General features: G+C 35.2%; 12 protein-coding genes. 7 read left to right on the forward strand and 5 right to left on the reverse strand.

Annotated features, from left to right (window positions below; translation table 11 throughout):
* Nucleotides 1-3 precede the first annotated feature (3 nt).
* From typA to NG806_RS07160, 3 genes are all read right to left on the reverse strand, one after another.
* Nucleotides 4-1,809 (reverse strand): translational GTPase TypA, encoded by a 1,806-nt coding sequence (typA, locus tag NG806_RS07150; RefSeq protein ID WP_214831378.1) that lies wholly within the window; start codon nucleotides 1,807-1,809, stop codon nucleotides 4-6.
* Between the two features lie 187 nt (nucleotides 1,810-1,996).
* Complete coding sequence (locus NG806_RS07155; RefSeq protein ID WP_214831379.1) at nucleotides 1,997-2,254, reverse strand: DUF1294 domain-containing protein; 258 nt, start codon at nucleotides 2,252-2,254, stop codon at nucleotides 1,997-1,999.
* Nucleotides 2,255-2,364: 110 nt separating this feature from the next.
* Nucleotides 2,365-2,679 (reverse strand): GIY-YIG nuclease family protein, encoded by a 315-nt coding sequence (locus tag NG806_RS07160; protein ID WP_214831380.1) that lies wholly within the window; start codon nucleotides 2,677-2,679, stop codon nucleotides 2,365-2,367.
* A gap of 188 nt (nucleotides 2,680-2,867) precedes the next feature.
* Here NG806_RS07160 and NG806_RS07165 point away from each other — a divergent pair, with 188 nt between their 5' ends.
* Nucleotides 2,868-4,991, forward strand: a complete 2,124-nt coding sequence (locus NG806_RS07165; protein ID WP_214831381.1) for a Tex family protein — start codon at nucleotides 2,868-2,870, stop codon at nucleotides 4,989-4,991.
* 7 nt (nucleotides 4,992-4,998) lie between these two features.
* Nucleotides 4,999-5,580: an RDD family protein gene (locus tag NG806_RS07170; RefSeq protein WP_214831382.1), complete on the forward strand. Its 582-nt coding sequence runs from the start codon at nucleotides 4,999-5,001 to the stop codon at nucleotides 5,578-5,580.
* A 34-nt stretch (nucleotides 5,581-5,614) separates the two neighbouring features.
* Here NG806_RS07170 and NG806_RS07175 read toward each other — a convergent pair whose 3' ends face one another.
* A complete protein-coding gene (locus tag NG806_RS07175; RefSeq protein WP_261512498.1) occupies nucleotides 5,615-7,186 on the reverse strand; it encodes a M20/M25/M40 family metallo-hydrolase in 1,572 nt (523 codons plus the stop codon).
* Nucleotides 7,187-7,366: 180 nt separating this feature from the next.
* Between NG806_RS07175 and NG806_RS07180 the strand changes: the two genes are divergently transcribed.
* Complete coding sequence (locus tag NG806_RS07180) at nucleotides 7,367-8,071, forward strand: hypothetical protein (protein ID WP_261512500.1); 705 nt, start codon at nucleotides 7,367-7,369, stop codon at nucleotides 8,069-8,071.
* Between the two features lie 64 nt (nucleotides 8,072-8,135).
* Here the strand turns inward: NG806_RS07180 and NG806_RS07185 are convergent, their stop codons facing one another.
* Nucleotides 8,136-8,312 (reverse strand): histone H1, encoded by a 177-nt coding sequence (locus NG806_RS07185; RefSeq protein ID WP_034684091.1) that lies wholly within the window; start codon nucleotides 8,310-8,312, stop codon nucleotides 8,136-8,138.
* Between the two features lie 311 nt (nucleotides 8,313-8,623).
* Here NG806_RS07185 and NG806_RS07190 point away from each other — a divergent pair, with 311 nt between their 5' ends.
* The 4 genes from NG806_RS07190 to NG806_RS07205 all read left to right on the forward strand — a co-directional run bounded on the left by NG806_RS07190 (nucleotide 8,624) and on the right by NG806_RS07205 (nucleotide 14,703).
* Entirely contained in the window at nucleotides 8,624-12,007 is a 3,384-nt protein-coding gene (locus NG806_RS07190; RefSeq protein ID WP_261512501.1) for a DEAD/DEAH box helicase, read from the forward strand.
* 103 nt (nucleotides 12,008-12,110) lie between these two features.
* Nucleotides 12,111-13,025 (forward strand): helix-turn-helix domain-containing protein, encoded by a 915-nt coding sequence (locus NG806_RS07195; protein WP_261512503.1) that lies wholly within the window; start codon nucleotides 12,111-12,113, stop codon nucleotides 13,023-13,025.
* A 91-nt stretch (nucleotides 13,026-13,116) separates the two neighbouring features.
* Entirely contained in the window at nucleotides 13,117-14,322 is a 1,206-nt protein-coding gene (locus tag NG806_RS07200) for an MFS transporter (RefSeq protein ID WP_261512504.1), read from the forward strand.
* Between the two features lie 165 nt (nucleotides 14,323-14,487).
* Complete coding sequence (locus tag NG806_RS07205; protein WP_261512506.1) at nucleotides 14,488-14,703, forward strand: hypothetical protein; 216 nt, start codon at nucleotides 14,488-14,490, stop codon at nucleotides 14,701-14,703.
* The last annotated feature ends 124 nt before the right edge of the window (nucleotides 14,704-14,827 follow it).

Consider the following 14,827-nt stretch of genomic DNA (forward strand, 5'->3'; position numbering starts at 1 on the left):
TTATTAAGCTTTTCCTGATCTTTCCATTCTTTTTCTTTCTTCTTCAGAAAGAACTTTCTTTCTCATTCTGATGAAGTTTGGAGTTACCTCAATCGCTTCGTCACCTTGGATGTATTCCATACATTCTTCAAGTGAGAATAAGATTTTCGGGGCAACACCTGTATCTTTATCTTTTCCAGAAGCTCTCATGTTATTTAACTGTTTTGCTTCTACGATGTTTACAACTAAGTCACCTGGCTTGTTTTGCTCCCCAATGATCATACCTGCGTAGATTTCCTCACCCGGATCAACATAGAACTTACCTCTATCCTGTAATTTAGCGATAGAATATTCTGTAGCAGGACCTTGAGTTTTGCTGATTAACACCCCGTTGCTTCTTCCAGGAATAGCACCTTTGAAAGGCTTGTATTCTGTAAAACGGTGTGCCATAATAGCTTCACCCGCAGTAGCTGTTAACATTTGAGAACGCAATCCGATCAAACCTCTTGAAGGAATTTCGAATTCCATGTGTTGCATCTCACCTTTGGTTTCCATAATGTGAAGGTCACCTTTTCTCTGTGTCGCTAAATCGATTACTTTAGAAGCAAATTCTTCAGGAACGTCAACAACTAAAGATTCATAAGGCTCACATTTTTCTCCGTCGATTTCTCTTAAGATAACTTGTGGCTGTCCGATAGTCATTTCATACCCTTCTCTTCTCATTGTTTCAATTAAAACTGACAAGTGAAGAATACCTCTACCAAAAACCAGGAAAGTGTTTGCATCACCAGTCTGCTCAACTCTTAATGCTAAGTTCTTCTCTAATTCTTTAGTTAATCTTTCCTTTAGATGGTTAGAAGTTACATATTTACCATCTTTACCAAAGAAAGGTGAATTGTTGATAGAGAACGTCATGTTCAATGTAGGCTCATCAATTGAAGTTCTTGGTAATGGTTCAGGATTTTCAAGATCTACAAAAGAATCACCAATCTGGAATGCATCGAAACCTACTACAGCACAGATATCTCCGGCTTTTACTTCACTTACCTTTTTCTTTCCAAGACCTTCGAAAACGTATAATTCTTTTACTTTTCCTTTCAAAACCTTACCGTCAGCCTGTGCCAGACCAATCCATTGAGATTCTTTGATATCACCTCTGATTACTTTTCCGATAGCAATTCTCCCTAAGAAAGAAGAATAATCTAAAGAAACGATTTGCATCTGTAAATTTCCTTCCTCAACTTTAGGTTCAGGAACATATTGTAAAATACCATCTAATAATGGGAAGATATCTTCAGTTTGCTCTAATGAAGTGTTGAACCAACCTTGTTTAGAAGAACCATAGAACGTAGGGAAATCCAATTGTTCTTCTGTAGCTTCTAAGTTGAAGAACAAATCAAATACCTGATCGTGAACTTCATCCGGACGACAGTTTGGTTTATCAACTTTATTGATAACAACCAATGGTCTTAATCCTAATTCCAAAGCTTTTTGAAGTACGAATCTTGTTTGTGGCATCGGCCCTTCAAAAGCATCTACCAACAAAATTACTCCGTCCGCCATTTTTAAAACTCTCTCAACTTCACCACCAAAATCGGCGTGACCAGGAGTATCAATTACGTTAATTTTAACGTCTTTATAAGTAACAGAAATATTTTTAGATAGAATGGTAATTCCTCTTTCTCTTTCAAGATCGTTATTATCCATTATTAATTCTCCACTTTCCTGATTTTCTCTGAAAATGTTTGTAGCATGAATAATCTTGTCAACCAAAGTCGTCTTCCCGTGGTCAACGTGTGCGATAATCGCAATATTTCTAATGTTTTGCATGAATGATTTTTACGGGTGCAAAAATAGTGTTTTTTAATTAATTAATTAGTATGATTATGTATTATTTAACAAATTCATAATGAGAAAGTTAAAATAAATAGTGGAGTTAAGGCCTTACACTATAAGTTATCATATAAACTCTAAGTGCTTAATAGTCCGATTATAAGATCATACTTGATATATAATCTCAGGTATATTTTCTGAAAAAATAAATCAATGCTATTTGAATAAGAAGGATCAGTCCAAATTTAAGTAAGAAAGATTTTTTAGAAATTTTGTGCCTGAAAATCAACATTCCCAATATCGCACCAATTGTTCCGCCCAGAAATACTGAAATTAACAGGGTGTTTTCCGGAATTCTTCTTTGATGCTTTATAGCACGCCTTTTATCGAACCCAAATACAGCAAAAGAAAATAGATTAATAATCAAAAGAATGTAAATCATAAGTTTGCAAATGTAATAAAATTGGTAATTCGGAATTTCTCTGCATCCAACGATTGATAGTAATAGGTGGCTCTCGAAGCCACCTCTGCCCTCGAGGACCCCGGATCACATCAGGTAATCTCGGTATCAGATTCATTTCTTACATCTCTATAAGCAATTGCCAATTTTGGTAAAAGTTCCGGCATACCATTGATCAGTGCTTCTTTTTTCTTTCTGCTCCATCCCCGCACCTTCTTTTCCCGATAGAAGGAAAAATACACCTGTTCATACTCTTCAAAATAAATAAGATATACAGGAAGTCTTTTACGGGTATGATTGGCACCTTCACCCTTTTGATGTTGTAAAATCCGCCTTCTCAGATCATTTGTACTACCGGTATAATAGCTACCATCGGAGCATAGCAATATGTACAACCATCCTTTCATTGCTTTCTTTATGTTTTATATAAAGATAGAAAATTTAGTTAAAGGTGGCTTCGAGAGCCTCAGCCACCCGGTAGAATTCTATAACGTATAAAAATTAGTCCAAAAAAAAGCATCCAATTTAAAGTATTAAATAAACCTTACTTCATCATCCTGGAAAAGTCAGTATTTTAGCGGTCTAATTTTACATAATGACACATATTGAATTCATCCAGAAGATTGTAAATATTTCCGAAAAAAGTATCCGTGCTACGCTTGAGCTATTGGCAGAAGACTGTACCATTCCTTTTATATCCCGCTATAGAAAAGACAGAACCGGAAATCTGGATGAAGTACAGATTGAACAGATTTCAAAAATCAATAAGCAGTTCGAAGAAATTTTAAAAAGGAAAGAAACCATTTTAAAATCTGTTGAAGAACAAAATGCACTAACATCAGAATTCAGGCAAAGAATAGAAGAAAGCTTCGATATTCAGGAGCTTGAAGATTTATACCTTCCTTTTAAGAAACGTAAAAAGACAAAAGCAGATACTGCAAAGGAAAAAGGATTAGAGCCTTTGGCAAAGATCATAATGAGTCAGAAAAGTAATGATCTTCAATCTTCAGTGTCAAAATATTTAAATGATAAAGTCATCTCTGAAGAAGAAGCTCTTCAGGGAGCCCGAGATATTATGGCAGAGTGGATCAATGAAAATATGTATGTCCGTAAAAACCTTCGTCGTTTATTTCAGCGTAAAGCTATCATCTCCTCTAAAGTAGTTAAGGCTAAAAAAGAAGAAGAGGGAGCTCAAAAATTCGCGCAGTATTTTGAATGGGATGAAAGCTTAAACAGAACTCCATCTCACCGACTTTTAGCCATGTTAAGAGCAGAAACTGAAGGTTTTGTAAAGGTAAATGTGGACATTGATAAAGAAGAGGCTATTGATTTCATAGAGAATGCCATTATCAAATCCAATAATGAAAGCGCTGAACAGATTGCCCTGGCTATAAAAGACAGCTACAAAAGACTATTGGAGCCCGCTATTTCTAATGAAACATTACAGGAGGCTAAAGAAAAAGCAGATAAAAAAGCAATTGAAATTTTCTCTGAAAACCTCAGCCAGTTATTATTGGCACCTCCTTTAGGTGAAAAAAGAATTTTAGCGATTGATCCTGGTTATAAAAGTGGTTGTAAAATTGTCTGTTTAGATGAAAAGGGAGATCTTCTTCATAACGAAACCATCTACCCTCATGCTCCGCAAAATGAATCAGGAATGGCTATGAAAAAAATCCGCTCTATGGTTAATGCATATAATATTGAAGCCATTTCTATAGGAAACGGAACGGCGAGCCGTGAAACAGAGTTTTTCATCAAGAAAATTGCCTTTGACAAGCCATTACAGGTATTTGTGGTTTCTGAAGCCGGAGCATCTGTTTATTCCGCGAGTAAAATTGCCAGAGAGGAGTTTCCAAGTTATGATGTAACCGTTCGTGGAGCGGTTTCTATAGGAAGAAGACTGGCAGATCCATTAGCTGAACTCGTTAAAATTGATGCCAAATCTATTGGTGTCGGGCAATATCAACACGATGTAGATCAGACCCAATTGAAAAATGAACTGGATTCTACGGTTATGAAATGTGTGAATTCCGTAGGGATCAACCTTAATACTGCGAGCAAATCATTGTTAAGTTATGTCTCCGGAATTGGTGAGAAAATGGCTGAAAATATCGTTAATTACAGAGCTGAAAATGGCGCTTTTGAAGACAGAAAGCAATTAAAAAAGGTTCCTCGATTGGGAGAAAAAGCTTTTCAACAGGCTGCAGCATTTATTAGAATAACCAATGGGAAAAATTCTTTAGATAATTCAGCTGTACACCCTGAAGCTTATGGTATTGTAGAAAAAATGGCAAAAGATCTTGGAATTAAATCCAATGAATTAATTGCCAACAAAGAGAAAATCGCTTTAATTCAACCAGAAAAATATATTACCGATGATATTGGTATTTTGGGTATTAAAGATATTCTAAAGGAACTTGAAAAACCGGGACTGGATCCCAGAAAGGCAGCTAAGGTATTCGAATTTGACCCTAAAGTAAAAAGTGTAAAAGATCTGAGAATAGGAATGATCCTTCCCGGTATCGTCAATAACATTACCGCTTTTGGATGTTTCGTTGATCTGGGAATCAAAGAAAGCGGATTGGTTCATATTTCTCAGCTAAAAGAAGGTTTTGTTTCCGATGTGAATGAAGTGGTAAAATTACATCAGCATGTTCAGGTAAAGGTTACAGAAGTGGATGAAGTAAGAAAAAGAATTCAACTAAGTATGATCTTATAAAAATGATATGAAAATATCAGAAATCAAGGAAAGAAAAATCATTAACAGACCTACTCCATATTTTGATGAGTTGGGTTATCGTATCTACCATGCTTATGAATATCACCTTCCTTATAATCCCAGTTATAAAGGAAATGAAACAGAAAGACTTTTTGCCAAGTGGATTGATATGCTTCCTTTCTGTCTCATTTTTTACTTTATATTCCACAAAGTGGTTTTTATAAGCATTTTATTTTCTGTTCCATGTGTTCTGATTTTGGGAACAATAACAGAGTTTTATTGGGGAACAACTTTGGGTAAGAAAATATTCAAAATTAAAGTCCTCGATGACTATGGGAATTATCCAAACTTTTTAAAATCGCTAAAGAGAAATCTTTTATGCCTGGCTAATTTCTCTCCTGTTTTTTCAGAATACACTTCCAGAACCGTTGCGATGGGAAGAAGAACAGGTACGCGAATGAATTTCAGTATGCATATGAATAATTCAATTTGTACAACTTATATTGTAAAAGAAAGTAAAATACCGGAAATCAAGGAACTTCTCAAATACCAGGGAAAACAAGATTTACTTGATCATGTTTCGAAATAAAAAACCGTCTCAGTACTGAGACGGTTTCATTATATTATTTAAATTCTTTAGAATCTCTTCTTGGCTCTTTTGCTTCAGGCCATTTTATGGTCTCTCCTTTTTCATCCTGTGGCATTACCCTTCTCTCCCTGCTCGTAAATTCAGGATCTTCTGATGCCATATATGCTAACGTAGCTGTCAGGATCACATTATTTTTAAGCTCATCAAAAACAATCTTATCATAGGTATCTTTAGTTGTGTGCCAGGTATATCCGAAATACCCCCAATTCAGTGAGCTTAAAGAAAATCCAGGTACACCTGCTGCAACAAATGAAGCATGATCAGAACCTCCACCTCCAGGCATTCCTGGGAAGTCTGTTTTGATATTATCTCTTACGCTTTTAGGAGCAGCATTCAGCCATTTTCCTATATAGTCATAGGACTTTACGAATCCCTGACCACTGATATTCACCACGCGACCAGTTCCGTTGTCCTGATTAAAAACCGCCTGAGTTCCTTTCATAATTTCAGGATTGTCTGCTACAAATCCTCTGGAACCATTCAATCCCTGTTCCTCACTTCCCCACAGTCCTATTACAATGGTTCTTTTATTGTTGGGATAGTACTTTTTCAGAATCCTCATCGTCTCAAGCATGGTGAGCGTACCAGTTCCATTATCTGTAGCCCCTTGAGCTCCGTCCCATGAATCCAAATGCGCAGAAAGAATGACATATTCATCAGGCTTTTCTTTTCCTTTAATCATTCCTATCGTGTTAAAGCTTTTTGCATCAGGAAGTATTTTTGACTGGGCTTCTACTTTAATTTTTGGCTTTTGACCTTTTTCAGCCATCCTATACAGCATTCCATAATCTTCTACATCGATGTCGAACATTGGGATTTTTGTGGTTTTAGCACCAAAAATCCTATTGGCTCCCATAACTCCAGTCCAGTTGGATATTGCAATTCCTGCTGCACCAGCCTTTTCTAAAGCCTCTGGAAGTGTAGTATTATCATATCCTATATTCTTTACATAATCACGAAAATCTTTAGAAGCCTGTTCTTTTTCAGCTTTCAGTTTCTCATAGAGTTCCGGAGTACCAAATTCTTTGATCTGTTCATCAGAGCGGCCAATCTTTTGATATTGCGCCATCAATACAATTTTACCTTTTACAGAAGGTAACCATGTGTCGAATTCGGCTTTAGAAGATACCTTAGGAAGTACGATCACTTCTGCTTCAACAGCTTTTTTTGTCGCCGGGCTCCAAGCCAGTTGTGTAGCAGATAATGATTTTATACGCGGATAAACCATATCTACATGCGTAATTCCTCTCTGCCAGCCTTTCCATGTTCCAAATTGCTGAAGATTTGCATCCACTCCCCAAGAGCGTAAAGTCTTTGCAGTCCATTCATTAGCTGCCAGCATTTCAGGAGTTCCTACCAAACGGGGTCCAATACCATCAAGCAGCTCGTAAGCCATATTTTCGAGTTGAGAATTAGTATTCACTTCATTAACAAAACTTTCTACAACAGGATTGAGTTTTTCCTGAGATTTTGCCGGGACTTGTGCTAATGAAAACTGCGCTGCCAGAACGACTGCGGGCATTGCAAAAAAGGTGTTTATCTTCATAGTATTATTGATTGGACTAAAGATAAAAGAATTCGGGGAAATTAAAAAAAGGAATGAGAAAAAATTGATTCAACACCACTTATACATAAATCAGTGAAATGAATCACAATCTTTAGATAAGAATATCGTTTTATTTTTAATTATTTTAGCACGACAAATACGGTAACTACCTATAAAAAAATGAAATTAACAACTACAATTTTTACAATTTGCTTAATAGCTGGTGGAAACAATCTTCTATTTTCACAAAATATAAATGAAGATAAAGCAAAAGAAATCATTGAAAAGGCTATTCAAGCGACTGGAGGCAAAGAACTTTTAAATAGTATAAAAACACTCTACTCTATTTCCGAAACTACAATGGACGGAAGAAAAGTAAATTGGATTACAAAAGAAATGGCTCCTAATAAAGGTAGTTTCGAGATTGAATACCAAGGTCGGATTGTTTATCGCTCGTGGTTTGATGGGAAAATCGGATATGAAACGGTAAATGGAGAAAAAAAATTAGCAGATCCAGAAGAGTTCAAAGAAAAACTTAATCGAAAGTATATTATGAATGAGCTGGCTTATTTAGATCCTTCTTTATACAAACTTGAACTTGTTGAAAATAATCCTGATAAAACATACAACGAAATAAAGGCGACTTCTACAGATGGAAAAGTGCTTCATCTATTTTATGATGCTAAAAGTTATTTATTAAAAAAAGAAACTAAAGAAAATCCAGACAAGAATGCCTTTTCAACTGTAATTTATAATGAATATAAGAAATTTGGAGCTCTAACTTATTGTTCTAAAACTACATTTCCTACTGAGGATGGAGAGCAAATAATAACATTAACAGATCTTTATTACAATAAAAAAATCTCAGAAAAAGATTTTAAATAATAATAAACAAGATTGTTCTATTGTCCCCTAAAAAAATAGGCCAGCTAAAATAGCTGGCTTATTTTTATTTTTTTGATTCTTCAACAGAAACTTTTCTGAAATCTTTGAACAATTTACTTAGTTCTAAAGCTGATTTACGAGCTCTTGTTCCAGCTGCTTTGTTTCCTTTTTCAGCTTGTTGGTTTGCTTCAGTTGTAAATGCTTCAAATTCCGCGTTGATTTTTTCGATTAGTTCTTTCATTTATTTTAAAATTTAGGGTGCAAATATAGGTTTTATGGTGATTCCAGCCTAACTGTGATGAAAAAAAATTAGAAATATTTAAAAAAAATACTCCTTGGGAATAAGCGATAATCATTTAAATAATATAAAGCAAATAAAATTTTTAATTTAAAGCAAAATTGACCTCTATATTTATCTTTATAATAGAAATCATTATAAAAAAAATTCTATAAAAGAAGTTCTATAAAAAGAGGGAAAATGTTTTTAAAAGTTCATAAGCTGAAAAACAATGGAAGATTTTAAATATCCAGTCTTTTCCTTTTATCGGTTTTATGTACCTTCGTTTTTTTAATAATCATTCGCTTGTCGTCAGTATGGAGTTGCCAAAAGAATATATTTTACCGGATACTTATATCAGTACACTTTCGATATATGAACTTTTAAAGCACACCCAAACGGCAAGATTCATAGAAGAAAAGGACTTCCGGGATATTGAACCTATTGCCCTTGAAATTAACTCCGGGGTTTTCACCAGAACAACTTCAGTAATCAGTTTCCCAAATGTTTCGGTAAGTCAGGTAGGATCTGCATTGGTGACGACATGTTCGTGCGAAAACCCAACCGATAAACTTTGTGAACACCAGGTAGAAATTATTTATTGCATTCTGGAACAAAAAAACTATCGGATTTTCTTTGATACTAATCTACGACAAAGAACACTGGTTGCCTTTGCTAAAGGTTTTGGTTTAGAAAACGAGCCTCATCTTGATACCTTTTTTCATCTGAACTATCAGGATGGAAAGCTCGACATTCAGCCTAAAATTAAAGAGTTGTTTCAAATTGATGAGCATGCTATTAAACAGAACTTACTGCCACTGCGAAAATCAGTCCTCAAAGAACTGGCGATACAGGATACTGATAAAAGACAAATAATGGTTATTGGTAAACACCGTTATTATAATTTTTTGAACTTTTCATTAATGGAAGCTGAGGTTACCCGAAATGGTAAAATTAAAAACCCTGTTACCCCTATTGATGCAATGCAATTGATCTGGAAATCTGAGCAGCCATCAGAAATTAAGTTTTACACAGCCATTATTGCTTTTCAAAATAAATTTAATGAAGAACAAAGCCCAACAGAGTTGGAAGCTTTGAAATTGATCGTTCAAAATCCTTTGGAGCTCGATGTATACTACCATGATCCTCATCTGGCTGAATTTGTTTCTTCTAAATCTCTGATTCCTGTGGCGCTTAAGCTTCTTAAAGCTGAGATACAGCTGACCGTACTCAAAAAAGATCCGTTCTATGAAATCACAGGAGAGCTCCTCTTTAATGATATTTCACTGCCATTTAAAAATATCATTATCCGAAATGATTATTTTATTCATTACCAAAATACTTTAAGCTTAATTGAAAATCCTGACATGCTTCGGGTCATTAAGTTTTTTAAATCTAACAATGAAATTCTTCTCATCCACGCTTCAAAGTACGAGAACTTTCTGCAGACCGTTTTAGCATCATTAGAACAGTATATTCACATTAATTACAGTTATATCCATTCTGCGACTCCCGTACAGCTGCAAGAAAAAAATTTCGGAACAGAAAAGATTATTTATTTGCATCAGGAAGGCAATTACGTGTCGATTACTCCGGTAATGAAATATGGAACTGTAGAAGTAGCTGTTTATTCAAGAAAACAGCTGTATGACACAGACCAGAATGGAAATCAGTTTAAAATAGAACGAAATTATGAGGCTGAAACCTCTCTTACTTCTATTATTATGATGCAGCATCCGGAATTTGAAGAACAACTGGAGGCAGATGAATATTTTTACTTACATAAAAATAAATTTCTGGATGCAGATTGGTTTCTAAAAGCCTTCGAAACGTGGAGAAATGAAAAGATAATCATTCTTGGTTTTAGTGAACTAAAGAACAACAAACTGAACCCGAATCGTGCTAAAATCAACATTCAGGTTACGAGTGGCATTGATTGGTTCAATGCTAAACTGAGCGTCCGTTTCGGAAAAAAAGAAGCAACCCTAAAGCAGGTGCACCGTGCTCTCCGTAATAAAACAAAGTTTGTACAGCTCGATGATGGCACGCAAGGTATACTGCCCGATGAATGGATCAGTAAAATCACCAAATACTTTCAGGCGGGTGATATCGATGAAGAATTATTGAAAATCCCTAAAATCAGTTTTACTGAAATTTCAAGTTTGTTTGAAAAAGAGATTTTAAGCGAAGAGGTACAGGCAGAAGTCCTTTCTTACTCAAACCAATTTTCCATGTTAAGAAAAGCTCCGGAAATCCCTGTTCCAACTGAATTAAAAACCAATCTGAGAGATTACCAACGGGAAGGATTGAATTGGTTAGGCCTTCTCGACAGTTTCAATTTCGGTGGATGTCTGGCCGATGATATGGGATTGGGAAAAACAGTGCAGATCATTGCTTTTATTTTACACCAAAGAGAAAAATATGGAGCAAATACAAATCTTATCATTGTACCAACTTCTCTTCTTTTTAATTGGCAGGAAGAGCTGGAAAAATTTGCCCCTTCTCTTAAAGTATTGCTGCATTACGGGCCAGATAGACTAAAGAACATCGATCATTTTAAGGAATATGAAGTCATATTGACCAGTTATGGAATGCTGCTTTCAGACATTCGCTTCCTTAAATCATTTCGCTTTAATTATGTTTTTCTCGATGAATCACAGGCGATCAAAAATCCCAATTCAGAAAAATATAAAGCTGCCCGTCTGTTACAGTCCAGAAACAGAGTCGTACTGACAGGAACACCTGTTGAAAACAATACCTTTGATCTTTACGGACAGCTTTCGTTTGCATGTCCGGGATTATTGGGAAGTAAGCAATATTTTAAAGACGTTTACGCCATTCCAATTGATAAATTTGAATATGGTAAACGCACCATCGAACTTCAACAAAAGATCAATCCTTTTATTTTACGAAGAACGAAAAAGCAAGTCGCAAAGGAGCTTCCTGAGAAAACTGAAATGGTCATCTATTGTGAAATGAACGCAGAGCAGCGTAAAATCTACGACCTTTATGAAAGGGAGTTGCGTGATTTTATATCTGCTTCCACTGATGATGAGACTTTGAAAAACAGCATGCATGTGTTAACGGGCTTAACCAAGCTCCGACAAATCTGTAATTCTCCAGTTCTGTTGAAGGAGGGCCATTCCGGAGAACATTCTGTAAAGATTCAGCTGTTAACTGAGCAGATCGAAAACAAATCAAAGGAACACAAGATTCTTGTGTTTTCACAATTTGTAGGAATGCTGGATCTGATCAAAAAAGAACTTGAAGATAAAAATATTCCTTTTGAATATCTTACAGGGCAGAGTAAGGATCGTGGCTCCAAAGTCCACCGATTTCAAACGGATGAAAATATCCGGGTATTTCTTATTAGCTTAAAAGCCGGAGGTGTTGGTCTTAACCTTACTGAAGCCGATTATGTTTATCTCGTAGATCCATGGTGGAATCCTGCCGCAGAAAACCAGGCAATCGACAGAAGCTACAGGATAGGACAGACCAAACATGTCGTAGCAATACGAATGGTTTGTTCGAATACGATTGAGGAAAAAATACTGAACCTCCAGAAGAAAAAAAGCAAACTGACACAAGGACTTATAAAAACAGAAGAATCCAAAATACTTGGTTTAGGTAGAGCTGATCTGCTAGAGATATTGGACTGATCCGGAAATAAAACCTTCTTTACAGTTAGCTTATGCGATTCCTTATTGATTTAACCAAAAATCAGCAAGTTTCCGTATCTTTGATTTTTATAATTTTTAAATCATGAGTGATCATTTAGAAACGATAGAAGATTATTACAGAAACATCAGGGAAAACCAGTTAAGAATGTTTGATTCCCATGATTTTGAGTTGGGAAAATCACATTTTAACATTTCTATGCGGAAGTATTGCAGCTTCAAGAGCCCTTATAATCGCCGGGATTATTATAAAATAAGTTTTATCATAGGTAAAGGTACTTTTCAGTATGGGCAACAAAACTTATACATAGACCGTCCTGCTTTATTCTTTCCTTCTCCCAACATCCCTTATTCATGGGAATGTGACGGAGATCTACAGGAAGGCTATTTCTGTCTTTTCAATCAGGAATTTTTTAATGGAAATTCTGAATTTAAATTATTTAAAAAGACTTCCTTATTTAAAGAATGGAGCATGCCTATTGTCTTTTTAACAGAAGAGCAAACCCAATTGGTCACTGTTTATTTTGAACAAATGTATAAGCTCAATAACTCCACCTATCCATTTCGTTGTGGCAGTATAAAAAGTCATCTGGCATCCGTTCTACACCTGGCATTAGAAAATCGCGTTGAAGATGTTGATCCGGACGAGCTTCCTGCTAACGTCCGTTTATACCGTATGTTTGATGAATTGCTTAATAAACAGTTCCCGTTAGACTCTCCTGCTTACCCGCTTGCTTTAAAAACAGCTTCGGATTTTGCCGATCACCTCAACGTACATGTCAATCATTTAAACTCTTCCGTAAAATCGGTAACCAATCTTACAACAACGCATATCATTAAGGAGAGAATGTTCGAAGAATCTAAAAACCTTTTAAAATACACCAACTGGGATATTGCTGAAATCGGTTATACATTAGGATTCGACCAACCTTCTCATTTCAATAATTTCTTTAAAAAGCACTCAAACACATCACCGCTTAAATTTAAGCATGCTTTCTAAATCTTTGAATTTTGTAATTTTTACTTTGTCTTTTAAAATAGATATCAAAGATTCTTGACGTATTTTTGTATCGTTAAAAAAAGAATGAACTATGTTGAGAGAAGCATCTGAACAACGCATCAGATTAATCACTATTATGGCCTTCATATCAATCCCATTATCAGGGTTTGTTACAGATATCTATTTACCGTCTTTTCCATCAATGGCCAAGGGAATGCAAGTTTCGGAAAAAGACATCCAGATTACCCTTACCTCCTATTTGCTTAGCTATGGAATTTCTCAATTATTTGTAGGTGGAATTCTGGATAGTATTGGACGCTACCGTCCAAAACTGGCAGCACTACTTCTATTGGTAGTAACGAGCTTTTTAATCACCATGACCAATAGTATTTTACTGATATGCCTGCTTCGTGTTCTTCAGGGAATAGCTGTTTCTGTAATGGTTGTTGCCACCCGTGCTATTTTCGTAGATATTTACGATGCAGAAAAAGTAAAACATTATCTGAGTTATTTTACTATCGTATGGTCACTTGGGCCTATTTTAGCACCTTTCCTTGGTGGTTATCTTGAAAAATTATTTAACTGGCATGCGAACTTTTATTTCCTTGCTTTTTATGCTGGGGCTATATTCTTATTTGAATGGTTTTTCAGTGAGGAAAGTCTGCCTGAGAAAAAGAAACTGAATCTTTCAGAAAATATCAACCTATATAAGATGATGTTGAAAAACCGCATTTTTATGCTGGGAATTATTATTCTGGGGCTAAGTTATTCTATTGTCATGTTATTCAATATTACAGGCCCTTTTATTATTGAAAATACTTTTCACTTTACTCCTGTTGTCATTGGATATTGTACACTAATCTTAGGGTTCTCATGGATGATTGGTGGTTTTATCGGAAAGAAACGGGTTTCATTAGGCTTTAAATCAAGAATACTACAGCCTATTATTTTACAGTTAATGCTTATTACAGGATTAATCACGGCAAGCTACTTTACAGAAAGCTTATATATCATGATTCCATTCGCCTTTTTCATTCATATTTGTTCGGGAATCTTATTTACCTCCTTTTTTACGACAAGTATGTTATACTTCCCCAAGAATGCAGGTACAGCGGGCGGACTAATGGGTGGACTGGTTTACATCATCACCTCTGTTACAAGTTTTATTATCTCAGTAAGCGGAACTGTTTCCTTACAAAAAGATCTCTCCTGGCGGTATTTAATTATTGCTCTGATCCTTTTTGGTATTATACTTACCATGAATCACACCTTAAAAAAAGAAAAAGCAGAGAATTGATCTCTGCTTTTTTATTTTATACCTCCTTTATTTAAGATGTAATTTTACAAATTACTACAATCCAATTGTTGGTGCCTGCAATCCAATTGTTGGTGGATAATACTTTCATTATAAGCTATATCTGAACTAATATTGCACTGTCAATATAGGATTACTATGATTTTTATGGCGAATACGGAAATTTATTTTTCTATTTTAATTAAAATAAAAATGATAAAAAGTTTAAAACAAGGTGTCAAAAATAATAGCATTCGTCAGAAAACAATGGAAGCAGATATTAGTTACTCTAGTCATTTTTGCAGTATGGAGTCTGGCAGCTTTTCTATTTCTTATTACCCTAATTCTATTGTTGACACCAGTAATAGATTCGTTGATGAATAATATTCTTATTGTAAACAGCATATAAACTAATATTGCAAATTATTGTAATTTTAATAGGTATAGCAGAAATTTATTTTTCTTTTTATCTATTTCCCATTAAATTATAAAAAACTAAAAATAAAGT

It is taken from the genome of Chryseobacterium paludis (assembly GCF_025403485.1).
GTDB classification, from domain to species: domain Bacteria; phylum Bacteroidota; class Bacteroidia; order Flavobacteriales; family Weeksellaceae; genus Chryseobacterium; species Chryseobacterium paludis.